This is a genomic window from Streptomyces spongiicola, assembly GCF_003122365.1.
Classification (GTDB): domain Bacteria; phylum Actinomycetota; class Actinomycetes; order Streptomycetales; family Streptomycetaceae; genus Streptomyces; species Streptomyces spongiicola.
This window is the reverse complement of the sequence record NZ_CP029254.1, coordinates 3,320,784-3,346,197: the sequence shown is the minus strand read 5'-3', so window position 1 is coordinate 3,346,197 and position 25,414 is coordinate 3,320,784. Positions and strand designations below refer to the sequence as shown.

Genomic DNA, 25,414 nt, shown 5'->3' with positions numbered 1-25,414 from the left:
TCTCCAAGCACCTCGGATCTCGAACGTCCGAAACGGCTCGGCGCCGCCGGCTACGGACTCGACGCGACCGCCCTGGCGCGGAACCTGATCGCCCACATCGCCGACTGGAGCACCAACCGCACCGCGGCACCGCTCAGGAGCATGCATCCGGTAGGTACCTCAGACAGCGAACTTCCGAAGGGGCATGTCATTGACAAGCGACAGCCGCATGGTGCTGCTCTTTACCGGCACGAACGCCTAGCCACATGACGAGCTCGCCTCCTGAGGGCACGGCTTGAACGATCCGTGCCCGGGGGGCCGACGCTCACCGTGCCTTCGGCCGACAAAGGGATTTCTGTGCCCAGCCGGAGCAGCGACGAGAGTGAGCGCTGAGCGGGGTGCTGAGACTGGTGTGTCGGCCTGTCTGCCTGAATAATTGTCGCACTCGGGGGGTTTCGAGGTGCGTTGCCTCCTGCGCGTTCATGCCGGAGGTACGTCTGCATGCCCAGTTCAGGAACGACCAGAGCCGCGCACTGGGGCAGCAGTGGCAGTGCAAGCGGCAGTGACCCTGCGCTCGATCGGTTGAAGGCTGTTCTGGGCGACTGGCGCAGCTCCTTGCTCGACCTCGGCGGGCGCAACCGGCTGCTGAACTTCAGGCATACGCGGACCGCAACCCTTGAAATCACGGCGCCCGACCCCTTCACTGTGCTGTCCGGGCTCGCCCGCGGTTGGTTCTTCGCCCCCATCTCGGGCGGTGAAACCGAGGGGAACGCGGCCGGCGAGGTGGGGGAGGCGGAGGCTCCGGGCACCTTGGCGTTCTACGACTCGCCCTCCGCGGCTGGCCGACCCGGTGCCGCCTCGGGCCTGGTGACACAGAAGAGCACGCAGGCGGGGCTGGACGCGTCGCTCTACCAACTGCGGCAGAAGTCAGGCCAGATGTACAACGACTACGGTCTGTGGGTGCTCTGGCTCGGCGTCGGCATGCTGGACTGGCGGGAGGAGGGTGCCGAGGAGACGAGTTCCGCTCCGCTGCTGCTTGTACCTGTCGAGCTTCGCCGAGACGGGCGACGGCAGACGCGTCTGCACCTGGCGGAGGACCAGGACCGGATCCACAACCCTGCGCTCGCGGTCAAGCTGGAACGGCTCGGAGTCGACTGGAGCTCCGTCGCCGACTGCGACGTGGCCGATCCGAGCGCGGTTCTCGCCGCCGCCCGGGATGTCGCGCGTGCGCAGGACGGCTGGTCGGTTGACGAGCGGGTGGTACTCGGCCTCTTCGCCTCGCACAAGGAGGCCATGTACCAGGACCTCCAGCAGAACGAGGAGCGCATCCTCGCTCATCCGCTGGTCCGGGCCGTCGGCCTCGGACCCGACGCGGGGCTGCCCGACGATCTGATCGGCTTCGAGCCGCCCGAGCTGGACCGCATCGACGAGATCCAGCTGCCTGAGCGAACCCCACTCGTGCTGGACGCGGATTCCTCACAGCGGCAGTGCATCGCGGCCGCGTTGGACGGCGGCTCCTTCGTGATGAGCGGCCCGCCCGGTACGGGCAAGAGCCAGACGATCACCAACATGATCGCCGCCCTCATGCACGCCGGCCGGTCCGTCCTCTTCGTCAGTGAGAAGGCCGCAGCGCTCGACGTGGTCCGCAACAGGCTGCGAGGCGTCGGCCTCGGCGACTTCGTGATGGCCCTGCACAGCGGCGACACCAGCAAGAAGGCTGTGGCGACGGAGCTCGAGCGGGTGCTGACCACCGAAGTGCGGATCACCGGAGCGGCTGAGCACGAACTGGACAGGGCACGCCGGCTGCGGGAGGAACTGTCGGCCTACGCGGCGGCCATGAACCAGACCCGCGAACCGCTCGGCCGTACCCTCCACGACGTCCTGGGCCGCCTGGTCCTCCTGGAGCAGGCCGACACCCCGCAGCTCACCCTCGGCGCAAGGAGCACCGCCACCGTCCGGCGGCTTGGCGCCGGGGAGCTGCAGGCGCTCATGGAAGCGGCCGGCACCGTCAGCCGGGCCTGGCGCCCGGCAGCGGAGGGCGAAGCGTTCGTCTGGCGTTGGCTGAAGCTGAAGGGGAGCTCCGTCCCCACCACAGTCCTCGCGGAGGCCACAGACGCGCTCGCGGACCTGCGCGCGGCTGCCGAGCGTCGACCGTTTGCGGTCACGACTCCCGAACCGCGTACTGTGCACGACGTACGGCAGACCGTACGGACCCTGGAAGCGTGCCTGCCAGACCGGGACCCAGCCACGGTCGGCACGGTCGGCGGCGGACTGTCGGACGACTTCTCCGGAAGCCTCGCCCAGCTGGCAGAGCTGTTCGGACTGCCTAAGCCGGAAACCTCCCAGGAAGCGTTCGGCCTACTGGAACTCGCCGATCTGGCCTCCGTGGTGAAACGGCCACCTGCGCGATGGTTCGACGAGGAAGGTCTGCGCGAGGCACATCGAGCGGCTCAGGAGGTGCGGGACGCGCTTGCAGCCCGCGCGGCAGCCCGCGCTGCAGCGGGAGATGTCTTTGGTGAGCAGGTGCTTGAAGCTGAAGAGTTGCCCGCCCTGGCCGAGAGGTTTACTGAACAGCATCGGGGTGTGTTCGCGCGTCTGGCTGGCCAGTATCGGGAGGATCGCGCGGCGGTGGCCGCGCTCACGCGCGACGGCGCCTGGGACAAGACACTGCCCCACCGCCTCAACGACGCCCTGGCCTGGCAGAACACTGCGGCTGAGTTCGCTCGGTCGGTGGCACGTCACAAGGAGGCGCTGGGCGGCTACGTCCCCCGCGACGAAAGCGAACTGCCCGCCATGGACGCAGCGCTGGCTGCTGCGGACCGCATCGCGGAACTCACCCGCGGGACGGCTCACCGGGACCCGCTCACTGCCCGCCTGGCCGACGGCACCGAGCCCGACCCGCTGCCGGGGTTGTTGGCCCGTGGCATTCGTAGCGCGCTGACCAGCTGGTGCGACACGGTGGCGCGCCGTGCCGCTCGCTGGTCGGAGTCATCGACCGCGCTACACGATCTCTTCGAGGAGCCCCGCCAGGCTCAGTTGTCCTTCGCCCTGTTCGGTACCTTCGACCAGGCCCAGCTGGCCGTCGACGAACTCCGGGCCGACCCGCGTGGCTCGGAGGAATGGCAGGCATACCGCTCTGGAGTCGACGTCCTGGCGCGTCACGGTATCGATGACCTCGTCCCCCGTGCCGTCGAACGAGGCGTCCTGCCCGAACAGTTGCCTGTGGTCGTGGAGCAGGCCGTGCTGAAGTGCTGGGCCGACGACCTCCTGGCCACGGACACCCGTCTCGCCACCACCCGCTCCGCGGACCTGGACGCCCGGGTGGCCGACTTCCGGGAGGCCGACCGCCGACTGGTCGCCGCCGCGAGCGGTGCCGTGATCGAAGCGTGCAACAAGCGTCGGCCGCGCCGATTCAGCGGCGGGGCGGCCTTGGTGATCAAGAAGCAAGCGGAGCTGAAGCGACGCCACATGCCAGTGCGGGAACTACTCGGCCGGACCCGCGAAGTCGTCCGGCTGATCAAGCCGTGCTTCATGATGAGCCCTCTGACGGTGAGCCAGTTCCTGCCCGCGGACTATCACTTCGACGTGGTGATCTTCGACGAGGCATCACAGGTTAGCCCGGCCGACGCGATCAACTGCGTATACCGGGCGGACTCTCTGATCGTGGCCGGCGACGAAAAGCAGCTGCCGCCCACATCCTTCTTCGACTCGGCCGTCGAGGACGACTCCGACCAGTACGACGAGGACGTTCCGGACAGCTTCGAGTCGCTGCTGCACGCATGCAAGGCGGGCGCCCTGCGCGAGCTGTCCCTGCGCTGGCACTACCGCAGCCGTCACGAGGAACTGATCACGTTCAGCAACAGGTCCTTCTACGGCAACTCCATGGTGACCTTCCCCGGAGCGCTGGACCACGGCAACGACATCGGCGTCGACTTCTTCCACACACAGGGTGTGTACGACCGTGGCGGCCGACGCGACAACCGCGTGGAAGCGGAGTTCGTCGCCCGGCGGGTGATCCATCACTTCGACACCCGCCCTGGCCGCACTCTGGGTGTTGTCGCCCTCTCTCAGGCGCAGGCGGCGGCCATCGACCAGGCTGTCCAGCAGGCCCGGCTGCTCCGCCCCGACCTGGACCACTGCTTCACCGAGGACCGGCTCGACGGGTTCTTCGTCAAGAACCTCGAGTCCGTCCAGGGCGACGAGCGCGACGTCATGATCATGTCGATCGGGTACGGACCCGACGAGCACGGCAAATTCGGCACGAACTTCGGGCCCATCAACAAGGGCGGCGGCTGGCGGCGCCTGAATGTCGCCGTGACCCGGGCACGCTTCCGCATGGAGGTCGTCGCCTCGTTCCGGGGCAGCGGCCTGACCGACAGCGCCAACGAGAGCGTTCAGCACCTGAAGCGGTATCTGGAGTACGCCGAGAACGGACCGGCAGTCCTCGCGCAGGCCGTGACACAGGCTGACGCCGAACCGGACAGCCCTTTCGAGGAGTCGGTCCTGCAGGTGCTACGCGACTGGGGCTACCGCGTGCAGCCGCAGGTTGGCGTGGCCGGATACCGCATCGACATCGGCGTGCGCCATCCGCAGTTCCCCGGTGCCTACGCACTCGGTATCGAGTGCGACGGTGCGATGTACCACTCGTCCAGGACGGCTCGGGATCGCGACCGGCTGCGGGAGGAAGTGCTCGCCGGGCTGGGCTGGCGGCTGCACCGCATCTGGGGCACCGACTGGTATCGCGGCCGGGCCGCCGCCGAGCTGAGATTGCGTGAGGCGGTCGAGCTGGCGGTCGAGCGGGGACCGATGTCGGACTCCGACTCCACCTCGGTAGATCCGACGGTGGCCGCCGAGGATGAGGCGGAGGAGACCTCGCGCACGAGGCCGACCGCTCCGTTCTCTGGCGCTTCGGACTGGCCTGATGCTCCGGGACCGGGGGACGGAGCGACGCCTACGACCCTGGCGCCCCCGGACCATGAGCGCGTTCCTGTCGACACCGAGCCCGACCGGCCGTGGAGCTGCATGTACGAGACGTGCGAGATGACCGTGTCCTCACCGTACGAACTGCACACCCCGGAAGCCCGGCCCGCGCTGCGCAACGTCCTGACCAGGGTCATCGGGATCGAGGGACCCATTCACGAGGAACTCTTGGTACAGCGCGCCAGGGAGGCGTGGGGCGTTGCCCGGGCGGGCAACAGGATCCGCGACAACGTGCGGGAAGTAGTGCGCGGCCTCGTCCGTTCGGGGAAGGTCACCGTCGACGGGCAGTTCCTGGACGTGGCCGGCCGAGAGGACTTGGACGCTCGCGTTCCGGGAGAGGGCGACACCCCTCGCAAGGCCGCGCACATCGCCCCGGCCGAGCGGCAGCTGGCGCTGTACGAACTTGCCGCGGAGTGCCCAGGCATGTCACGGGACGAACTGGTCCGGCACGCAGGCGAGTTCTTTGGCTGGCGTCGTATGGGTCGGGACATCCGCAGCTTCCTGGACTCCGACGTCGATGAGCTGCACCGCCGAGGCAGGTTGAGGGAGGCGGACGGTCATATCACGGCGGTCGGGTGATGGAACCGCCGCGGACCGGATCGCGGCGGATCGTAAGTGAACAAGGCGCACTGGTGTCAGCAGAAGGACATCATCACGCACACCACTGCAAAGCCGCGCGTAGTATAAACATTCGTGGATCTCGTGGCGCGGGTGCGTCAGGCACTCAGAGAACAGGTCATTCACCCGACGGAGTTCGAGCGGTGTGCGTGCGCTCTCCTGCAATCGCAGTACCCGGGACTGGCTGCAGTGGAGGGCGGCCATGACTTCGGCCGTGATGCCGACATCTACTTTCCCCTCGGCACCGACGACGTGGACGCCCGAGGGCGCCTACTCGTCACCACTGGCGACCCTGTGGCAAACCTGCGCACGGGTCTGCGAAGAATGCGCGAGGAGGGTGTGCGAGCCGACCTGATTGTGATGGCCTGCTCGCGAGCCGTCGACGCGAATACACGCGCGGCCATGGACCGGTTGTGTGAGAGGCGCAGCCTCCCAGCAGCGCATATCTACGCCCAGGAATGGTTCGTTGACCATCTCGTGCGTGAGCCGGCTTGGCGATGGAACCTTCTGCGCATCGCGGCGGACTTGGGTGCCCTGCTTGACCGTCCGCTCGAGGCACCGGACCACGTGACAGACCAGACCCCGCTCGTGGGCCGGGAGAGCACCATTGCAATGCTCGACAGTGAGGTTGATGCCGGTCGCGACACTGTTGTGGTCGGTGTCCCCGGTGTGGGTAAGACACGGCTCACCGCTGAGCTGGATCGCCGCGTTGTCTACCTTGAGCAGACGCAACTCGACCGACTCATCGACGAACTGCTGCAGGCCCGGCCTGATGCCGTCGTGGTGGACGAAGCCCATGTTCGCCTCGACGACATCCGCGTTCTCCGGCGGGCCCGCCGTCAGGCAGACCTCTCATTCGTTATCGTCGCGCCGACCTGGCCTGACAGGGCCGACGAGGTGATGTCAGCTCTTCCGGGGGCCGTCCGCGTCGACGTCGACTTGCTGGAGCTGGCCGACATGAACAGGTTGGTCACCTCAGTCGGTGTGACCGGCCACCGGGCACGTGCTGTGGTTCTCGCTCAAGCGGACGGCAGACCGGGCTGGGCCCTTACGCTCTGTGAGTTGCTTGCCACGGGGGAGGGCGACAGGGTTGTAACTGGTAGGGCGCACCTGGCGAACGTGGAACGACATCTCCGGCGCGTCACTGAATCTGAGACGGCTGTGGACACCCTGGCTTGCGTAGCGGCCCTTGGAGGTGCGTCCACTGAGACGCTGTACGCTCTGGCGCCCCTCGTCGGCGAGCCGCCAGCCAGCATGTCCGGGCTGATGGAGCGCCTCGCGCGCAACGGCCTCGTGGAAACCGTTGGCGATGTCTGGAGCTTGCAGCCAGCACTGCGCGCGCCACTCGTAGCTCGGTGGTTCTTCACCACTCCTGCCGGCAGGCCATGGTCCACCGTTTGTGATGCCTTTCCCGAACGGGCTTCAGACCTCGCGTTGGCGGTGATGTCTGCTGCTCGGGTCTCTGACTCCCCCGCTGCTCGCGCGGCGGCGGAAGCCTGGGTCCGTGCGCTGCCCGCGCCGACTGATTGGGATACCGATATTTTCGCCGTGGTGTCGGAATACGCCCACCTGGACCGACGGGCAGCTGAATTTGCCGTCGCGGCCGCCCACGCCGTTCTTGACGGGCCGCGCGATGTTCATCAGCTATCTGGAGTTTCCGTTGACCTTGCTGGTGACGCTGCGGTTCGACAACTGATCCAATCTGCAGAACAGTTTCTGCTGCCCGAGGCTGTCGCCGGGCTTCTCGACCTTGCTGTGGGTGACCACCGTCCGCGTCACTCCACTCCGCAGCACCCGTTGCGCGTGTTGAGTGACTTGGCCGGCATCATCGACCCTGACTTCGGCACCGAGATCGAGATTCGCAGGCTCCTTCTGCGGTCTGCACTGGACTGGCTGCGTACTCATCGCGAAGCGTCGCATTGGGCCGTGGCGACCGAGATGTTGGCGAGCATCTTTACCGTGGAAGTGTCGGGAAACTGGACTGATCCCAGCGCACCGAACACCGTTACCATGAGCCGGGGCATCGACAGGGCGGAGAATCTGGCCCAGCTCATTTCCTTGTGGGAGCAGGTTGCGGCAGTTCTCGACGCAGCGGACGAGTGGGAGAGCCCCTACGGATGCCCTCCGAGCGCGCTTGTTCCGCTGCTCGACCTCGCGCTCACCTGGCTGCGGCTCGGCGAGGGGCACGCAACTGGCCATGCGGGACCCTCAGATGAGCAGAAGCGCTTGGGGGTTGAAGGAGGCAGCCGCATCCTTGCCACGCTGTATCCCCTGCTCCAAGCCTCTCCCGGCTTGGCTCTACGAGCTCAACGCATGCTCGACTCACTGCGCGAGCGCGACGGCACCGGGCGTGAACTTCCATCGTTCAATGTTGATCCGGACCTGGAAGCCTTCGCAGGTCGGGGGTGGTGGAGTCACCTCGACGCTGCCGACGCCGCTGAGCCGGACCAGCCCCTCTCTGTGGAGGCCCTCGCACAGAAGATCGCAGAGCTAGGACCGTACGACGGAGTGGCGCGATTCGGTGAGCTGGCCGAGCAATCGGCGCTGGCCGGTGACCAGACTGGTGGGATCTGGGTTGCTGAGCAGATGACACCACTCCTGAGCGACCCAAGTGCCTGGTATGAGGCCGCTGCGGCGGCCGGGAACCCGCTCCTGCTTCGCAGCGCACTGGGACAGTGGCTCAAGACCGATCCGACTACGGTCCCGAGGGACATCCTCGCCAGGTGTCTGGATAATCCGGACTTTCGTTCCGGTGTTATCAGCGTTGTGCTCGGACGTGCGGAGATCGATGAGTCCGCCGAGTTCGTGATCGCAGCGATGAGGAAGGAGGACGTCGGCCTACTCGACTCGTTGTTCCTACACGATGAGCCGGAAGAGGTGCTGCAGCGGCTGCTGCTGCATCCGATCGCCGCGATCGCCAGTAGCGCCGCCGTTAGCTTCGCCATAGGCCAGCGTCATGGCCCCTCGCTGCCCGAGGCATGGCGACCGGCCTGGCGAGAGGCCGTACAGCACATGAGGGTGGAGGACCTGCCCCAGCACAGCCAATGGCGGGCCGGTCAGTTGCTCGGGCACCTAGCCAAGAGCGATCCCGATCTCTTCGAGGCGTGGTTCACCGAACGGCTCGACGAGATGACCGACCGGGGCTTCTTCACTCCGCTCGAACCCCGTGGCTGCGAGGCTCACCTGGCAACTCTTTCCCAAACACACCGATATCGGCTCGCCATCCGTTGTGCTGGCCTCCCCCGAATCGGGCCCAGCCCTCTCATCCAGTTGGTTGGCCCTGACCGAGACCTGGCTGAACGATTGCTTCACGAAGGTGAAGTCACCGCCGACCAGCTTCTCGAAGCCCTCTCCGGCCAGCGCAACGAAATCCTGGAGAGCCTCGGCCCTCTGCTGCTTGACCACGGCGTTCCTGCTGCTCACATTGCCGCCACAGCTGCGTGGTACGACACTTGGTGGGGCCCTGCTTCTGCGAGGCACCAAGAACTCATCGACTACTTCACCACCCTCTCGACCCGTGTGCCCGCTCTCACCGCTGTGGCGGCCGCCGGCCGCGCTCAGCAGGAGTCGTTGCTGGGGGAGGCGATGCAGAAAGAGCGGGCCGAGCGGGTGCGGGGAGACTGAGCGAACGGGTAGTCCCCTCTGCGGGGAGGGCGATCTCCACGGGGCAACGTGGGCGCGATGTTCACCATGGGTGGTTCGGGGCTGGTCAGCGCAGTGTCCAGCGTGAGCGGACGGCTCAGCACCAGATGGATCGAGCATCACGCTGGCGAGTCCGGCAAGCCTCTGACCAGGGAAAACCGGATTAAGCATGATCGCGGATCACCATTCGTCACGATCTTGCAGGCCCTCGTAATGCGCAGGGGAGCGATGGGGCTTCGCAACCTTTACCGGGGCCAATAACTTGGTGGCGACTTTGCCGGGTCAACCAGGTCGAAACGATGCTTGGTTGCTGGATTCAGGCCCTTGATGTGCACCAGCCGCTGCTCATCTGTTTCCTCCAGCTCGCGGACTATCAGTGGCATGGCGGCGATCACTGCCCCCATGGCCAGGCCCAGCCCTGCCATGCCCTTGTGGCCGTGGCTGAACCTGATGTGATGCATTCCAGACTTCTTGATCGCAGCGGATTCCGACGGGATCTCCAGCTGGCGTCCGTCCTTAGTGAGGAAGGCTTGAAACCCCCTGCGCGCGGCGTCAGGGAGCAGCGCGAGGTCCTTCTTGCCGGCCCACTTGATTTCGCTGACGTGACGAACCTCGTGCTCAGGGAGGAGCCGCCTGAGCATTTCGAGCATCTGCACCGGGACGTTCTCGTCGATGAGAATTCGCATCAGGCAGCGCGTGGTCCGAGGCTGTAGCTGTCAACGTAGAGGGCAAACGACACGGCGTCGCGGGCTGCGTCTGGTGTCACGCCTGGGTAGTAATCGCGGATATTTTCGGGAAGGACGCCGTCCTCCACCAGTTCTGCTACGGCATCGAAAGGGACCCGGGTTCCAGTGATGACCGGCTGCCCGCCCTGCGTCTCGGGGTCGACGCTGACGTTCAGTTTGGGCTGCAGGAGGTGCGGGACCACCACACCAGGTCGGGGGGCGAACTCCTGGAGAATGTCCGCCATGGTGGCGATCACTCGCTGGCCAGGATGCTTGACCAGGTCTGTCGCGTGTTCGTGTTCATGGCCGACAAGGACGATCGAGTCGCCGTCGGCCACAAGGGAGTAACTCGACAGGTGCTCGACTTCGCCGAACTTCTTCAGCGTGACCAGGGCTTTGCGGATCTTCTGGAGTGACACGTCCTGGCGGAGGTGAGCGAAGGCGCGGAGAGCCAGCACGTCACGGAATGAGTAGAGGGCTGGCTTGGCTGCCAGCTCCGGGCGGAGGATCGGCCCATGGCCACGGTCTTGGCGCCAAGACCGAAGTTGACCCATGGTCGCACCGGACAGGGCGGCAGCCATGCGCGTTGAGTAGGCCATGGGGGTACGCCTCCCTCCGGTTCCTGAATCCTCTGCTTTCCCGCACAAGCATCCCAGCTTCGCCTTCGGCGTCGCTACCCAGCGGTCGGATCAGGCGCTCGGTACGCCCTCATGGGTGACCCCGTCGCCTGCCCATGGCAGCGCTGGCCGGGTACCGCAGGACGCGTGGAGCAGCCTACGCGGATCACTCAAGGCCGTCTGGTGATCATCGAAGCTTCATAACGCGGGGCCACGTCTAGATGCGCTGTCTGACGACCTGCAGCTGATCGAAAATTCCGTAGGCAAGCCGAGAGGTCTGGCTACCCTCGCCAGGTGACCTGCGTTCGACAGAAGTCGGTTCGCCTAGAGATGCAAAGTGGGCCATGACCTGCAGCTTCATCGCCTCACGCCCGAATTGCCCGTGTCTCTAGGCGCTGACATTCCCGCTGGTCAAGGAGTTGGCGAGAGAGGCATGATTCTCTGACAATGCCACAAGATTCGAGGGTGATTCATCACCTTTCGCCACTTTTGCGGGCTTGCCTCGGCGTAGCGCGATGGGGCTAGAAACCCGCTATGTGATCGGATAGCGTGGTTGCAACGCCCCAGCATCTAGGGGCCCTTGGCGGTCATCACCGCGCTGACCAGCAAGAATGTCAGAGCCTAGAGACACGCCCCCTCTCCATGACCTAGTGCATCCTCCCTGGTCAGACCTCATCTTGTGACTCTAGGTGATGGGAATTCTGTCGAACCCAGGGGTGAGCTTCAACAACATTGCGCGGAAGGTCCGCGATGCGGCGTTTCCTCACGGTCTCCGTGTGGCGCAGCTCCGATCTTGCGTGCAGTTGTATCGGCCGATCGGCTTTCACGCGTCGCTGAGCTTTCTCGAAGCCAAGGCGGGTCCCTACAGCACAGATGAACGTGCCTTGCTTCGCGCGTTGGCTGTGCTGGAGGCCAGCAGGGAGGCGTGGCACGCAGAGCTTCGGGCGTTCGACGGGACGCGAAGGCTCGCCAAGGGGCAGGGGGCACGTCAACCTCGTAAGGCTGCGCGGAATCCGTATCGGGAGATGTGGTGGTCGGGAGCGCCGTGGGAGGGGCCCCGGACGCAACCCTCCGGGCCGCCCGTCACGTGGAGGTCGCAGCGGCTGAATGCGTGAGCGATGCGTGAGCGGACGTACTGGGATAACGCCACCGGATCTGGATGGGACACCACAGTGCGTCTCTCTGACCAGGCCCTTCTGGACGAGAGGGGTAGTCAGCGGAAGTCCCGGCAGGAACCTGCCGGGACTTTTAATCCGTTGGTTGTGGGTTCGAGTCCCACACGGCCTACCGCCCCCGGGTCCGGGGAAACCCTCTTTGACCTGCGCTTGAGCGCCCCGTCCGGCTTTCCCGGGCGGGGCGTCCTGCTCTTTCCGCCCGCTTGATCACCGCTGTGTGAGCCCGAGGTGAGCCCGGTGGTACGTCGTCCCTGACGCGGTACGAGCCTCGCGGCGTCCTCGGCGGCCTTCCGCGCGGCCTCTGGAAGCACGCTTGCGTATGTGTCCGAGGTGATCGTGATCGAGGAGTGCCCGAGCATCTCCTGCACGATCTTCATGTCCGCGCCGGCCGCGACAGCGAGCTTCGCGGCGCCGTGGCGCAGGTCGTGCAGCCTGATCGGGGGCAGACCCGCCTCGGCGGCCAGGCGCTGGAACTGGTCGGTCACCCAGGCGGGGTGCGGCCACTCACCGTTCCCCTGCGTGAAGACCCGGCCGGTCTCGACGTACGCCTCGCTCCACTCGCCCCACTTGAGTCGTTCCTTCAGCTGTCGCTTCCGGTGTGCCTTGAGCACCTTCACGGTCTCCGAGTCGAGGGCGATCACCCGTTCGCCGCTGTCCGTCCTGGGGGCGGACTCCTCGACCTTCCACCCGCGCTGGACGAGCTGTGTGGCGACGGTGAGCAGCGCGGCTCCAAGGTCGGTGTCGGTCCACTGCCGGCCGCACGCCTCGCCTCGGCGCAGCCCTCGGAACGCGATCAGGTGGTACGGCGCGTAAAGGCGGTGCTTCGCCGCCCGGTCGAGGAACGCGCCCGCAGGCCGCGGCCTCCGCGGCCGAGGCGGACGGGTACGCCGAGCAGGCCGACGCCCACGCCGATGAACGGGCCCTCAAGGCGGAGGACGAGGAGTTCGAGGAGTACCTGCGCAAGCTCGACGAGATCGACTGGGGGAAGGTCCTCTCCGAGGGCGGCCACTTCGGCCTTGACGTCCTTGGTCTGATCCCAGGCTTCGGCGAGATCGCAGACGGCGCCAACTGCGCCTGGTACTTCGGCGAAGACAACAAGATCGATGCGGGCCTGTCCTGTGCCGGCATGGTGCCGCTCGCCGGATGGGGCGCCGCAGGCGTCAAGTTCGGAAAGTGGGGCACCAAGGCAGACGACTTCTTCAAGAAGCTCTTCGGCAAGAACACGCAGTTCCCGTCGTGCGCCAGGTCCGCGGCGCGGGCCATGACACAGTCGATCAGCTGCCCCTCGTGGATGGTGAACATGGGCAACGACATCTTCATGTCGCCTGCAGGCCTGGTCTACTTGCGCGAAAGCGCCACCAAGCACCGCATCGACCACATCATGGACCACACGAAGGCCGTCGACGGCAAGCCCCTGCACGGCGTCTTCATCGTGAAGGACCAGGACGAGCTCCTGAAGATGATCGACGACGCCTGGAAGAAGGGCGGCGAGATCGTCCCGACCAACAACAAGAACAAGGTCACCCGCATCGACTACGACGAAGCAATCGGTGAGGGTGGCGAGAAATTCCTCTGCGTCGTCACCAGGGTTGTCAAGAAGAAGGACAGAGTGATCACCGCCTACCCGTCGTCCTCGCCCGACTGCCCGAGGCACTGAGGAACACGGTAGCGGGGCTGACACCCCGTCCCTGACCCCATGGGGGACGGTGGGCCCGGCAGCCGGCCGGGCCCACCGACGTCCAGTTCACACGCTGCACAACACGAAAGGACCCGACTATGCTCCCCACCGACGAAATCCGGGCGCTCCTGAGGGAGTACGACGATCCAGACCACCTGGAACGCCCGCCGCACTTCGACCTGATCACCTCACGGGACCGCTTCGCGGGGCTCGTACACGCCCTTGAGGAACACTTCGGACCAGCCTGCTCAAGTGGTCTCACCCAGGACACCAGTCACTACGGCGGCATCACGGTTCCCACGGAAGTGACCGGCCTTGACCGGCCGTTGTGGGTGCTGCTGAGCAACTTCGGCGGCTTCGTCACGGCCGGGACGGGCGGCGAGGGCATGCCCGGCTCCGAGCAGGGCCTCACCGAGGAGTTCCTGACCTGGCTCGACCGCATCTGCACCGAGTTGGGCTGCGTTTTCGTCCCCGTCGAGCTCCTCCTTGAGCCGTACGATGGCAGGTCTGTCCTCGAGCAGATGTACGCCGAGCCGCTCCTGGCGGCACTGGCGGCCGAGCATGGCTGGGACGACGACAGCGACGACGAGGACGGGGACGAGGAAGACCTGCCCCCGGTCTGGTTCGACCGCTACTTCCAGTACATGTAAGGCCCCGCCGCCGGCCGGCCGACGTCGGTACACCAAGGGCGACCTACCGGTCGCCTTCACGGTCTGGTCGATCGGAGTGGCCGAGGCCAGGATGAACTGAAAGCCCAGAGCACCGCATGGGTAGCTCTCCAAGGCATTACACAAGCCTGCACTTGGGGTTCGGGCGTGGATGCGGCTATCAACTACCAGCGCGACGACCCGAGGCCGGTGGCGGATTGCGGCTGTCACTAGTGTCTCGTGATCCGGTTCGTGTCACCTGAAGCTCTTTGACTCGTTGGGGTAATGTGTGAACCTCACTTCGGAACAGGCTGCGGAATTGCGGACGTTGGCGGCAGACCGTCACGTGACGGCGGATGTGGCTCTGCGGGCCCGCATCGTGTTGTGGGCCGGCGAGGGCCGCCGCCGCAAGGACATCGCCGAACTGGCCGGTGTGTCCGCGCGGACGGTGGACCGGACCAGGGCCCGGTACGCGGAGAACGGGGTGGCGGGCCTGGTGGAAAGGAAGCGCGGTGGCGGAAAGGATCAGGTGCCGCCGCGGACCCGCGGCCGGGTGATCGCGCTGACGAGGATGACTCCGCCGCCGGATTCGGGTCTGTCGCATTGGTCGACGCGGACGCCGGCCGCCTACCTGAAGCGGACCGAGGGCATCAAGGTCTCCTTCCACTATGTCGCCCGCATCTGGCGCGAGGAGAACCTCAAACCGCATCGGTCGGGCACCTTCAAACTGTCGAAGGACCCGGCGTTCGCGGAGAAGGTCGCCGATATCGTCGGGCTGTACCTGGACCCGCCCGGGGGCGCTGTCGTGCTGTCGGTGGACGGGAAGACGCAGGTGCAGGCGCTGGACCGGACCCAGCCGGTGCTGCCGGTGACCTTCGCGGCCACCGAGAAGCGCACCCACGACTATGTACGGCACGGCACCACGAACCTGTTCGCCGCACTGAACATCGCCACCGGCGAGGTCGTCGGCGAGTGCAAACCGAACCGGAACGGCGATACCTTCCTGGCCTTCCTGAAGAAGGCGGTGAAGCCGCAGGCCGGCAAGGAGATCCACATCGTGCTGGACAACCTGTCCACACACACCACCCCGGACGTCAAGGCATGGCTGGAGGAGAACCCGCACGTGCACTTCCATTTCACCCCCGTCGGCTCCTCCTGGTTGAACCAGATCGAGCTCTGGTTCGGGATCATCACCCGGCAGTCGATTCGTCGCGGCACCTTCTCCAGCGTCCACGTCCTGGTCAAGCAGATCCGTGACTACATCAACTCCTGGAACGCGAATGCGAAACCGTTCGTCTGGACCGCAACCGCCGGGGACATCCTCGCCAAGGTCCGGCTCGTCCAGACCGCCGTGCGGAAACTTCTCAATAACAACGCAAACTGACACGAACCGGATCACGAGACACTAGGTGCTCAGCCGCCGATTCGCCTGGTGAGGCTGCCCAGTATGGTCCTATCCATGAACGACGTAGATCCGCAGATACTCGCTGAGCTGGCTGAACTCGAAGCTCTCGAAGCGGCGGAGGCGCGGGGGGAGCCTCTGGTGATTCCGGAGAGTAGCGTGGCACCCCCTGCAGAGGGCTGGCTTCCGTGCCCCTGCTGCGGCCACCAGATGTTCGGCGAGCACTGGAGTTATGAGATCTGTGCCGTCTGCTACTGGGAAGACGACCTGGTGCAGCTGCGCTGGCCATGGAGCTTCGGGGCCAACGCCGTGTGCCTAGTGGAGGCACAACGCAACTACCAGCGCTTCGGTGCCACGGAGGAGCGCGTCCTCAAGAACGTGCGGCCGCCTGCGCAGGATGAACCCTTGGACCCTGGGTGGCGTCCGATCGACCCGTCGCGGGACTCCTTCGAAGAGCCAGGCAGCAGCGGCGAGTGGCCTGAGGACCCAAGGGCCCTGTACTGGTGGCGTCCCACCTTCTGGCGGCGCGACGAGCATCCGGCGCCCCCCTCATCTCCGCCTGAGAGCTGAGCTGGACTCGGCTGGTGCAGTGGGTGGGTTCCTCTGGCCAACTAGTACCAAGACCGTTCAGTTTGCGGATGGGTGGGGTTGTCCAGGGTCCGTAAGCTGCGGTTTCGCGGACATGAGGAGCGGAGCCCCGGTAGAACTGGCAGTCGACCAAGACAAGCCGTTCACAAGGACCGGAGGCTCCGCTGTCCGGACAGTGTGCCATCACTCGTGTCGTCACGGTGGCCGGAGGCCGGTTCGCACCCGGTCATCTCGGTGAACTCACCCAGTGCATCCCCTTCGAAATGGTCGACGAGGCATTGAAGGCCACGGGCAGGGTCCAGGAGCGGCTGCGGGACGCGCCATCTCGAAGTACCAGGCACGAGGGCCCTGTATCGACCGGACCAGCTACAAGGCCACCACCGGCATCGAGATCCTCGCAGCCGCAGGCCCTTGACGACACGGCCCAGCCGCAAGCTTCACGGCCTTGCAACTAGTACTCCAGCAGCACTTTGACGTTTTCCCTGTTCAGGGGCGGTTTGGGTGAGTGTAGTGGGCTGCGTTCCGGCCCGTGTTCTCTTTCCCGGACTGCCCCTCGATCGTGTGCAGCCGCCGCTGATAGTGGCAGCGGCGGGCGGCGGCTTGGCGTCGTCTGCGCCAGTGTGACCATCTCAGTGCGCGTGACCTGGTGAGGGACTGATCAGCGCGTGTGACGGGTGGGTGGCCAGTTGCCAGGAGCCGCCGAACTTCAGCCACGGTGAGGGGCGCGAGGCAGGAACTGTTTCTGCTGCCCCTTTTGCTGCAGCGTCGGCGGCCATGACCGCCAGGAAGGCGTGCGCCAGCATGGCCAGGGTGATGTGCCGCGTCCAGCCGGTGTAGCGGCGGACTTCGTACTGGTCAAGCCCGCACTCGTTCTTGGCGGCCAGGGAGGGGATGACGATGTCCAGGGTGCCGGTGCCGGGGACGATGACGGTCTGTTCGTCGAGGGCGTCGAAGACGTCGTCGATCAGCCGCTGCGCCATGCGCGGGGCCTTCGGGCGGATCAGCTCGACGAGTCTGCGGCGGCCTGCCTTGCGCAGGGCGGCCGGGGATCCGTAGCGCTCCAGCAGCCAGGTCACGGCCTGGTGGTCCAGACGCGGGCCCAGGACGCGTTCGAGGCTGGGGTGGAACTGGGTGAGCAGGCCGCGTATCCGGTTGGAGGTGCGGGTGGCCTCGGCCGCGAGATCCTGGTCGAAACCCACGAGGACCGTGAGTTCGGCGGTGATCTCGTCGGTCAGTTCCAGGGAGCGCAGGGTGTGCGGGATCCGCACGCGGGCGCTGGTGTGGTCGAGCGGATGAGGTCCATTGGCGTCATCATCGAGACCGCCGTCGAGGTCCCGCGCCCGGCGCGCGCCACCCAGGAGCAGGCGAACCTCCTTGGCATCTCCGTCGGCGACTTGATCACAGAGATTGAGCGGACGTACTACGACACGGAGGGGCGGCCGGTGGAAACCGCAGGCATCACCGTCGCGGATGTTCGGTGGGAGATCGCCTACGAGATCGGCATCGAGCAGCCACGCGCCTGACCTCGGACGCACGAAAGCGCCCCCTTGCCCGACCGTGATGCCGGGCGAGGGGGCGCGTCGTGTTCATGGGTACTGGCGGCGTTGGGGGTCGAGGCCTGCGGAGAGCGGCCCGCGGCGCTCGGATGTTTCCGGGACGGGTGCGCCGTCGAGGTGGCAGCCGAGGCGCCGGGCGCAGCACTCTGGTCCAGGGGTTCGACGGACGTTGTGCACCACTCCGGGAGGCGTCCCGAGCAGGCCCCCGGGTCCGTGTTCACGAGAACGGAAGGGGCCTCCAGGCCCTGGGCGGCGCCGGAACCACTTCGACGCGAGCCGGTTCGGGGCCGAGGCGGTTCATGCCGAGGCGAACCGCTGGTCGCCGGTGCGTCCGTAGCCTGGCGCGGACGGGACGAGTGCGGCGGACGGGGCACCGGACTGGGCGGCCGGGACGGCGGCTCGGTGGCTGCGGGCGTGCGGGGAGCTCTCAGGTGGGGGAAGACTGGAGGTATGGCTAGCAAGGCACGCCTCGAGGGCGGGCCGGACGACCTGCGCGGACGGGTCGTGCCGATCACCCCTCCGGGGCAGGAGCTGAAGATTCCGCACCGTGGCGGCTATGAGCACTTCAAGGCCACGACCCGCCACGAGGACTCCCCTGAGGGGCGGCTGACCGTCTACGAGTGGTGGGAGCGCACCGAGGTGGCGGAGTAGTCGCAGTCCGGCGGGCTGGAAAGGGCCGGGTGGGGCGGTCTCGCCACCCCGGAATGACATGTGCGCCGTCCTGCCGCCCGGCGTGCTCTGCGGACCTGGGGCTGTGCCCCGTCTCGGCGGGCGTCCGGCCTGGGGGCTCTGCCGGGTCTCGGTGGGCGTTCGGTTGTCCGGCTGTGCGGCTGTGCGGGCACCCGGGTGCCCGGGTGTTCGGAGGGCCGCCTGGCGTTCGTTCGGCGGTGCCCTCCCGCGGAGGAGCAGGCACGCCCTCCCCGCCAGGGACTCCGGCGGCATGGGCACGGGCTTCGCCGTTCCGGCGGACCCGAGCCGGGAGCGGGTACCGCGCCGGGGCTCCGCTGCCCGGAGTCCCGGGTGCCCGTTCCGCGCGGATCGGCGCCTCCGGGAGGGAAAATGGATTTGATCTTGCTCCGCATGGCGTAAGGTGGTGTTCACCGACGCGGGGTGGAGCAGCTCGGTAGCTCGCTGGGCTCATAACCCAGAGGTCGCAGGTTCAAATCCTGTCCCCGCTACTGAACGCCGAGGGCCCGGGACCATCTGGTTCCGGGCCCTCGGCGCGTATGCCTCTCTTCCTCTTCTCTCCCTGCCCCGACCGGCCCGTCGGTCCATCCGGGACCTTTCCCCCGCCGCCCCGGCCCGTGCACCCTCCGTTGCCGTTGCCGTTGCCGTTGCCGTTGCCGTTGCCGTTGAGGTTGCCCCTGCGGCCGGTGTTCCCCGGGGCCGGTTCTTCTCGCCTTGACCTTCACGCAGCGTCAAGATCTAGCGTTCCGGGCATGGAGTGGTCCATCCAGCAGATCGCCAGGAAAGCCGGCACGACGAGCCGCACGCTTCGCCACTACGGGGAACTCGGGCTCCTCCCGCCGAGCCGGATCGGCGGCAACGGCTACCGCTACTACGACCAGGACGCCCTGGTCCGGCTGCAGCGCATCCTGCTGTTGCGGGAGCTGGGCCTCGGCCTGCCCGCCATCGCGCGGGTTCTGGACGGCCAGCGGGACACGGCCACCGCACTGCGCGCGCACCTGAGGCTGCTGGAGCAGGAGCGGGAGCGCATCGGGCGGCAGATCGCCTCGGTGCGGACCACTCTCGACCGGACCGAGAGAGGAGAGGAACTGATGGCCGAAGAGGTCTTCGACGGCTTCGACCACACCCGCTACGAGGAGGAGGTGACCGAGCGCTGGGGCCGCAGGGCGTACCAGGAGGGCGACCGCTGGTGGCGCTCGCTGAGCGCGCGGGAGAAGCGCGACTTCCGGGACCGCCAGGTCGCGATCGCCCGCGATTTCGGGCAGGCTCTGAGGGACGGGCTTGCGCCGGACAGCGAGGAGGCCCAGGCCATCGCTCGGCGCCACTGCGAGTGGCTCTCGGTGACGGCCACCCCCACCAGGTCGTATGTGATCGGTCTGGGTGAGATGTACGTCGCCGATCCGCGCTTCACGGCCGGTTACGACCGGCACGGCGAGGGCACGGCGGCCTTCGTCCGGGACGCGCTGAAGGTCTACGCGGAGCGCCATCTCGGCGAAGACCGCTAGCCGCGTGCGGACGCTGACCGGCGCTGACCGGCGCTGACCGGCGCCGACGGGCGGTGTCCCGCGCGGCCCCGTCACCAGGAGGGCCCCCTGGTGACCCGCGGCCGCCGGGGGCGGTGCCCGCGGGCTGGGCCGGTTGGCCGATGGCGATGCGTCGGGCGGAGCTGTTGCGGTCAGCCTGAATGGGGCGCGGTACCGTCCGCGGCCTGGACGGACCCGGCAGGAGACAGTGTTGCGGCATCGAGAACGCGGCGGGGAAGGGTGGCAGAACGGTGGCCGCCGCCTCGTCACCCTGCTCCCGTGGCTGCTGATCGTGGGCGGGGTCTTCTACGACCTGGGAACACCCGACACCTTCACGGCCGTACCCCTCTTCACGGCGGCACCGCTGATCGCCGCCCCCTTCTGCTCGTTGCGCTGGACGGCGGCCACCGGCGTCGCCGCCTGCGTGGCGGTCACCGGGATGCACATCTACAGCGACCGACTCACGGGGATCCCGGCCATCACGGAGATACTGACCGTGTTCACGGTCTCCGTGCTGGCCCTCGTCCTCAATCGGATCGTGCGCCTGAGCGGGGAGCGCCTGGCGTCGGCCCGGTTCGTCGCGGAGGCGGCGCAGCGGGCCGTGCTGCCGACTCCGGACGAGCGGATCGACGGCTTGCAGGTCGCCGCCCGGTACGAGGCGGCCGAGCGGGACGCGTTCATCGGCGGGGACCTGTACGCCGTGCAGGAGACCCCGTACGGGGTGCGGCTGATCGTGGGGGACGTGCGGGGGAAGGGTCTGGGCGCGGTCGGGACGGTGGCCCTGGTCCTGGGTGCCTTCCGCGAGGCAGCCGAGCAGGAGCCCTCGCTGGCGGGGGTCGCGCAGCGGCTTGAGCGGGCGCTGGCGCGCGAGGGCGCGTGGGAGGCCGGGTCCGAGAACTCCGAGAACTCCGAGAGTTCCGAGGGCTTCACCACCGCCGTGCTCGCCGAGGTCCCGGGCGACGGAGAACGGATCAGGATCGTCAACCGGGGGCATCCGTCGCCGCTGCTGATCGCGGCGGACGGCGCGCTGCTCGTGCTGAATCCGCCCGAGCGGGCGCTGCCCCTGGGTATGGACCTGGGGACCTGGCCCGATCTGGTGTCCGAGACCTCCTATCCGCCCGGTGGCACGCTCCTGCTCTACACCGACGGCCTGTCCGAGGCACGGGACGCGCACGGTGTGATGTACGACCCGCGCAGCCGGCTGGGCGGCCGTGCCTTCTCCGGCCCGGAGGAACTGCTGGACGTGGTCGTCGCCGATGTGCGCCGGCACACGGGCGGTGCGGCGACGGACGACATGGCGCTGCTCGCGGTCACCCGGCGCGGGGAGCGGTAGTCAGCGGGGCGCCGGACGACGCCGGCCTCCCGTGGCAGGTCCCGTTGGTGCTTGTGGTGCTTGTGGTGCTTGTGGTGCTTGTGTGGCGTAGGACGGCGGGTGGGTTGGCCGGGGTGGGCCGATGGGCTGACGCTACGGAGCGTGATCGAAGCGGAGCCCTCCGCATAACATTTGACGAACTGTCAGAAATGCTGGCCTCGATTACGGGCGGCAACTTGCCGATTTTGCACCGGTTGTTGTGCTTAAGCTCTGGCCAACGTTCCTAACGATCAGCGGGAACAGCTTGGAATCGGGCCTCGATCTCTATTAACGTTCGATAACGCAGCGCGGTCGTCCCAGCCGTCGCAAGAGGCGGCACCGTGCGCATGCGCCGAATCCCGCAAGGGAACCGGGGAACCATCTATTTGGGGTGAATCGGGCACTTCGCGGTGCCCGAAGGAGACCTTCCTGCTCCGAACCCGTCAGCTAACCCGGTAGGTGAGAAGGAAGGAAAGGAGAACGCCTCCGTGGCGTCCAACGAGCCTGCCCTCCAGGAGCCCCCCACTACGCAGTGGGTACCCGGCGACCGGTGGGCTTCCGCCCCCGCGGCGGAGGAGTGGAACCCGACCGAGGAGTCGGTCCGTCCCGTCCGCGGCAGGCACCGCGTGGTCAAGCAGCGCAACGCGCTCGCGCGGAGTTCCACCGTCCTCGGTGTCGGCGTCATCGCCGCCGTCGGCGCGGGCGGCATGGCCACCGCCCAGGACAAGCCCGCGGTCTCCATCTCCCTGCCCGATGTCATCGCGGACAAACTCCCGGACCCCGAGTCGCTGCCCGGCGTGGGCTCCTTGATACAGGACGAGCCGGCTGACGAGGTCGTCGCAGACGGCCCGCTCACCTCGGCCGACACCACGGGTGAGGGGGGCGACGCGGGCGAGGCCCTGCGCGCCCGGATCCTCCAGCAGGCCGAGCAGCAGCAGGCCAACGCAGAGGCCGAGGCGCGGGCGGCCGCCGAACAGGCCGCCGCGGAGCAGGCCGCCGCCGAGGCGAAGCAGCAGAAGACCGAGGCGGCGAAGGCTGCCGAAGCGGCCGCCGAGGCTGAGCGCAAGGCCGCGGAGGAGGCCGCGCGCAAGGCGGAGGCCGAGCGACTCGCCAAGCTCGCGGCGAGCTACTCCCTGCCGACCTCGTCGTACACCCTCACCTCCACCTTCGGGCAGGCCGGATCACTGTGGTCCTCCGGCTACCACACGGGTCTCGACTTCGCCGCTCCGACGGGTACCCCGGTCAAGGCCGTGCACGGCGGCACGATCAAGTCGGCCGGCTGGTCCGGGTCGTACGGCTACCACATCGTTCTGGAACTCGAGGACGGTACCGAGGTCTGGTACAGCCATCTGTCGTCGATGACCGTGAGCGCGGGGCAGAAGGTCTCCACCTCCGAGACCATCGGGCGGGTCGGCGCCACCGGCAATGTCACCGGCCCGCATCTGCACCTCGAGGTGCACACACCGGGTGGTGACGGTATCGACCCCGCCGCCTGGCTGCGAGGCAAGGGCCTCTCCGTCTGACCGTCTGGTCCGTGGGGCCCGTGGGGTCCCTCGGCCCGGTGAATCCCCCCGGCCCCCGGCCCTTCGGCCACACGGCCCATCTGATCCCCCTCGGCCCGTCGGCAACTCCCGGCCCGCCCCTCGGTCGGCCCGTCCGGTCTGACAGGGAGCCGTTGCTGTCCGGGCGCCGGCGGCCCGGGCCGCTGGCGGCCCGGCTACGCGCCCCACCGGCGCCCGGGCCACCTGGGGTCGTGCCATGCCCCGGGGACGGGCCGCCCGGAGGGCACGCGTCCGGTGTGCCCCTGTCTCTCCGCGTCCCCCGTCTCCCCGCATCCCTCGTCTCCCCGCGTCCACGGTCTCGACCCGTCCACCGATCAGCAGCGGTCAGCCGCGGTACGGGTTGAAGCCGCTGTAGTCCAGATGCGGCGGGGGCTGCCAGGCCCGGCCCGTCGCACGGGCGGCGTACGTCAGGGCCGGGCCCGCGACGCCCCTGCGCTGCCAGAGGTGGTGCAGCAGCTCCTGCTCCCGGGCGGTGAAGTCCGGCTCGGCCGCGCCCCGCCCGGCCCGGTGCCGGAGGAAGGCCAGGGAGGTGGCGAAGATCTCGTACTCGGAGACCGCGCGTGCGGCGGCCGGGCCGTGGGTGCGGCCCGCCACGTCCCGGGCCATCGTGCGGGCCTTCATGGAGGACAGCGCGAGCGGTTCGGCCGGGGCCAGCCAGCCCGCCGCGGCGTACGCGGGCAGTTCCGCGGCGACGGTGCGCAGCTCGCGCTGCCGGGTCCACACCGCCAGCCAGGTCAGCAGACCGAAGGCGGGCACCATGAAGGCCGCGTACACCGCGTAGAAGCCCAGCGGGCCGAAGACCGCCGAGCCGTTCCACAGCGCGTGCATGCCCATGGCGAGGAGCAGGCCGAGCAGCGGCAGTGCGACCCTGCGGACCCTCCGGTGCCGCGCCGAGGCCGCCGCCAGGCCGAAGCCGATGCCCGTGAGCACCGTGAACAGCGGATGGGCGAACGGCGACATCACGATTCTGACGAAGAACGTCGCCGCCGTGACGGAGGCGAAGCCCGAGGTGCCGAACTGCTGGTCCTCGCCGAAGGCGTTGCCGAGGTAGAGGATGTTCTCCGTGAAGGCGAAACCGGTGGCGGTGAAACCGGCGATCACGACACCGTCGACCAGGCCCGTGAAGTCCTGCCTCCGGAAGAGGAAGAGCAGCAGCACGGCGGCCGCCTTGGCGGTCTCCTCGACCACGGGCGCGACGACGGTCGCGCCGATCGCGTCGGCGTGCGTCGGGTCGGCCGTGGCGGTGGCTATCCACCGGGTCGCGAACGTGTTGGCGATGATGGCGACGAGGGCGGCCGCACAGGCACCCCAGGCGAAGGCGAAGACGAGGTTGCGCCAGGGACCCGGTTCGACCCGGTCCAGCCAGCGGAACGCCGCGGCCAGGAGCGGCACGGGAAGCACGGCGAGACCGAGTCCGACCAGGAAGCCCTCTGTCCCGGTCTGTTCGCGCACCAGCGCGAGGATCATCAGTCCCGAGAGGGCCAGCAGAGTGATCAGCGCCCACGCGCGGACGGGCCCGCTGCGCCAGAAGTCGCGTCGCGGCTTGTAGCGCCAGCGGGCACGCTCCGGCACGGCGTCGAAGAGCGGCCGCTCGTCGCACGCCGGGACGGCGGGGCGGGCGGCCGGATGCGGCTGCGGGGACCAGTCGGACACCACACGACCCTAACGAGAGGTACGGACAACGCGCGACGGCGCCGGTGCCGTCGGTGCCCGGGCTCCTGGATGGGCGCTGGGTGCTGGGTGCTGTTCGTTCGGGTGCCGGCGGATCCTCGCCGGACTCAGCCGCCCGGGAGGGGCCCTCGGCGCCGTCCGCTTCGGGTTGGGCCGGCGAACCGCGACTTCGCCGTCATCCGCTCCGGCGCCGGAAGAGGAGGTCGTGTACGACATGGCCCTTGTCGAGGCCCTGGCCCTCGAACCGGGTCAGTGGCCGGAAAGCCGGCCGGGGCGCGTAGCCGCCGCCGGCCTCGGTGTTCTCGAAGTCCGGATGGCCGGTCAGCACCGCGAGCATCTGCTCGGCGTAGGGCTCCCAGTCCGTCGCGCAGTGCAGGAGCGCGCCCGGCTTGAGCCGGCTCGCCGCCAGGGCGAGGAACTCGGGCTGGATCAGCCGTCGCTTGTGGTGGCGCTTCTTGGGCCAGGGGTCCGGGAAGTAGACCCGCACGCCGTCGAGCGCGGCCGGCGGGAGCATCTCGCGGAGCAGGATGATCGCGTCGCCGTTGGCCACCCGCACGTTGTCCAGGCCCGCGCGCTCCGCGAGGCCCAGCAGATTGCCCTGGCCGGGGGTGTGGACGTCCACGGCGAGGATGCCCGCCCCCGGGTCGGCCGCGGCCATCCGCGCGGTCGCCTCGCCCATGCCGAAGCCGATCTCCAGGACGACCGGCAGTCCGCCGAACATCGCGTCCAGGTCGAGGGTGCGCAGCCCGTCGATGTCCAGTCCCCAGACCGGCCAGAGGCGCCGCAGTGCGGCGGCCTGCCCGGGCGTCACCCGGCTCCGGCGCGGCTGGAAGCTGCGGATCCGCCGCTCGTGGTGCGCGCCCGCGGGATCGGCTGCGGGGCCGTCGGGAAAGCGCGGCGCACCCTCGGGTCGGGCGGTGGCGATGTCGCGGGGAGCGTTCCCCCGCCGGCCTGCGGGGGTGGTGTTCTCGGACTCAGACACAATGCCCCGATTGTACGGCGGCGGGCGCGGA

General features: G+C 68.1%; 16 protein-coding genes, 1 tRNA gene, 3 pseudogenes and 1 riboswitch. Of the genes and pseudogenes, 13 read left to right on the top strand and 7 right to left on the bottom strand.

Going from position 1 to position 25,414, the window contains the following annotated elements; genetic code table 11:
* The first annotated feature begins 480 nt into the window (after nt 1-480).
* Both DDQ41_RS14635 and DDQ41_RS14630 read left to right on the top strand, forming a co-directional pair.
* A complete protein-coding gene (locus DDQ41_RS14635) occupies nt 481-5,538 on the top strand; it encodes a DUF3320 domain-containing protein (protein WP_109294899.1) in 5,058 nt (1,685 codons plus the stop codon).
* A 114-nt stretch (nt 5,539-5,652) separates the two neighbouring features.
* Nucleotides 5,653-9,201, top strand: coding sequence for a hypothetical protein (locus tag DDQ41_RS14630; RefSeq protein ID WP_162602683.1), 3,549 nt, complete (start codon nt 5,653-5,655; stop codon nt 9,199-9,201).
* Nucleotides 9,202-9,464: 263 nt separating this feature from the next.
* Here the strand turns inward: DDQ41_RS14630 and DDQ41_RS14625 are convergent, their stop codons facing one another.
* The 4 genes from DDQ41_RS14625 to DDQ41_RS14610 form a co-directional block, all read right to left on the bottom strand.
* Nucleotides 9,465-9,905: a PIN-like domain-containing protein gene (locus DDQ41_RS14625; protein WP_109294897.1), complete on the bottom strand. Its 441-nt coding sequence runs from the start codon at nt 9,903-9,905 to the stop codon at nt 9,465-9,467.
* A complete protein-coding gene (locus DDQ41_RS14620) occupies nt 9,905-10,525 on the bottom strand; it encodes a DUF433 domain-containing protein (protein ID WP_109297737.1) in 621 nt (206 codons plus the stop codon). Before DDQ41_RS14620 ends, DDQ41_RS14625 begins: the two co-directional genes overlap by 1 nt.
* A 1,249-nt stretch (nt 10,526-11,774) precedes the next feature.
* The gene (locus DDQ41_RS14615) at nt 11,775-12,515 is read right to left on the bottom strand and encodes a site-specific integrase (protein ID WP_316684189.1); all 741 of its coding nucleotides are present in this window, start codon (nt 12,513-12,515) and stop codon (nt 11,775-11,777) included.
* Nucleotides 12,516-12,529: 14 nt separating this feature from the next.
* Entirely contained in the window at nt 12,530-12,745 is a 216-nt protein-coding gene (locus DDQ41_RS14610; RefSeq protein ID WP_109294895.1) for a hypothetical protein, read from the bottom strand.
* Between the two features lie 252 nt (nt 12,746-12,997).
* Between DDQ41_RS14610 and DDQ41_RS14605 the strand changes: the two genes are divergently transcribed.
* The 5 genes and pseudogenes from DDQ41_RS14605 to DDQ41_RS33035 all read left to right on the top strand — a co-directional run.
* Nucleotides 12,998-13,393 carry a hypothetical protein gene (locus DDQ41_RS14605; RefSeq protein WP_162602682.1) on the top strand — a complete coding sequence of 132 codons (396 nt, stop codon included), beginning with the start codon at nt 12,998-13,000 and terminating at the stop codon, nt 13,391-13,393.
* A 119-nt stretch (nt 13,394-13,512) separates the two neighbouring features.
* Nucleotides 13,513-14,064, top strand: coding sequence for a hypothetical protein (locus DDQ41_RS14600; protein ID WP_109294893.1), 552 nt, complete (start codon nt 13,513-13,515; stop codon nt 14,062-14,064).
* Nucleotides 14,065-14,407: 343 nt separating this feature from the next.
* Nucleotides 14,408-15,445, top strand: a complete 1,038-nt coding sequence (locus DDQ41_RS14595; RefSeq protein ID WP_262508461.1) for an IS630 family transposase — start codon at nt 14,408-14,410, stop codon at nt 15,443-15,445.
* A 75-nt stretch (nt 15,446-15,520) separates the two neighbouring features.
* Nucleotides 15,521-16,033 carry a CPCC family cysteine-rich protein gene (locus DDQ41_RS14590; RefSeq protein WP_109297736.1) on the top strand — a complete coding sequence of 171 codons (513 nt, stop codon included), beginning with the start codon at nt 15,521-15,523 and terminating at the stop codon, nt 16,031-16,033.
* Nucleotides 16,034-16,215: 182 nt separating this feature from the next.
* Nucleotides 16,216-16,380, top strand: a pseudogene (locus DDQ41_RS33035) (transposase domain-containing protein); the annotation flags it as partial.
* 300 nt (nt 16,381-16,680) lie between these two features.
* Here the strand turns inward: DDQ41_RS33035 and DDQ41_RS32455 are convergent.
* Nucleotides 16,681-17,313, bottom strand: a pseudogene (locus DDQ41_RS32455) (IS110 family transposase); the annotation flags it as partial.
* Here DDQ41_RS32455 and DDQ41_RS14575 point away from each other — a divergent pair.
* The 6 genes and pseudogenes from DDQ41_RS14575 to DDQ41_RS14550 all read left to right on the top strand — a co-directional run.
* A pseudogene (locus tag DDQ41_RS14575) lies at nt 17,314-17,574 on the top strand (UTRA domain-containing protein); the annotation flags it as partial.
* 483 nt (nt 17,575-18,057) lie between these two features.
* Nucleotides 18,058-18,258 (top strand): DUF5988 family protein, encoded by a 201-nt coding sequence (locus DDQ41_RS14570; protein ID WP_017950123.1) that lies wholly within the window; start codon nt 18,058-18,060, stop codon nt 18,256-18,258.
* 453 nt (nt 18,259-18,711) lie between these two features.
* Nucleotides 18,712-18,785 (top strand) — tRNA-Met (locus tag DDQ41_RS14565).
* A gap of 261 nt (nt 18,786-19,046) precedes the next feature.
* The gene (locus DDQ41_RS14560; protein ID WP_109294891.1) at nt 19,047-19,799 is read left to right on the top strand and encodes a MerR family transcriptional regulator; all 753 of its coding nucleotides are present in this window, start codon (nt 19,047-19,049) and stop codon (nt 19,797-19,799) included.
* A gap of 229 nt (nt 19,800-20,028) precedes the next feature.
* The gene (locus tag DDQ41_RS14555; protein WP_109294890.1) at nt 20,029-21,150 is read left to right on the top strand and encodes a PP2C family protein-serine/threonine phosphatase; all 1,122 of its coding nucleotides are present in this window, start codon (nt 20,029-20,031) and stop codon (nt 21,148-21,150) included.
* A 358-nt stretch (nt 21,151-21,508) separates the two neighbouring features.
* Nucleotides 21,509-21,645: riboswitch (cyclic di-AMP (ydaO/yuaA leader) on the top strand.
* Nucleotides 21,646-21,656: 11 nt separating this feature from the next.
* Nucleotides 21,657-22,691 carry a M23 family metallopeptidase gene (locus DDQ41_RS14550; protein WP_109294889.1) on the top strand — a complete coding sequence of 345 codons (1,035 nt, stop codon included), beginning with the start codon at nt 21,657-21,659 and terminating at the stop codon, nt 22,689-22,691.
* Between the two features lie 363 nt (nt 22,692-23,054).
* Here DDQ41_RS14550 and DDQ41_RS14545 read toward each other — a convergent pair whose 3' ends face one another.
* A complete protein-coding gene (locus tag DDQ41_RS14545; RefSeq protein WP_109294888.1) occupies nt 23,055-24,383 on the bottom strand; it encodes a PrsW family intramembrane metalloprotease in 1,329 nt (442 codons plus the stop codon).
* Nucleotides 24,384-24,576: 193 nt separating this feature from the next.
* Nucleotides 24,577-25,383, bottom strand: a complete 807-nt coding sequence (gene trmB, locus DDQ41_RS14540; protein WP_394342141.1) for a tRNA (guanosine(46)-N7)-methyltransferase TrmB — start codon at nt 25,381-25,383, stop codon at nt 24,577-24,579.
* Nucleotides 25,384-25,414: the final 31 nt, after the last annotated feature.

Excerpts from the sequence above, each read along its gene's own strand:
- DDQ41_RS14560 (WP_109294891.1), top strand. The coding sequence starts at position 19,047 with ATGGAGTGGTCCATCCAGCAGATCGCCAGGAAAGCCGGCACGACGAGC.
- DDQ41_RS14635 (WP_109294899.1), top strand. The coding sequence starts at position 481 with ATGCCCAGTTCAGGAACGACCAGAGCCGCGCACTGGGGCAGCAGTGGC.
- DDQ41_RS14620 (WP_109297737.1), bottom strand. The coding sequence starts at position 10,525 with ATGGCTGCCGCCCTGTCCGGTGCGACCATGGGTCAACTTCGGTCTTGG.
- DDQ41_RS14600 (WP_109294893.1), top strand. The coding sequence starts at position 13,513 with ATGCTCCCCACCGACGAAATCCGGGCGCTCCTGAGGGAGTACGACGAT.
- DDQ41_RS14605 (WP_162602682.1), top strand. The coding sequence starts at position 12,998 with ATGACACAGTCGATCAGCTGCCCCTCGTGGATGGTGAACATGGGCAAC.
- DDQ41_RS14590 (WP_109297736.1), top strand. The coding sequence starts at position 15,521 with ATGAACGACGTAGATCCGCAGATACTCGCTGAGCTGGCTGAACTCGAA.
- DDQ41_RS14570 (WP_017950123.1), top strand. The coding sequence starts at position 18,058 with ATGGCTAGCAAGGCACGCCTCGAGGGCGGGCCGGACGACCTGCGCGGA.
- DDQ41_RS14625 (WP_109294897.1), bottom strand. The coding sequence starts at position 9,905 with ATGCGAATTCTCATCGACGAGAACGTCCCGGTGCAGATGCTCGAAATG.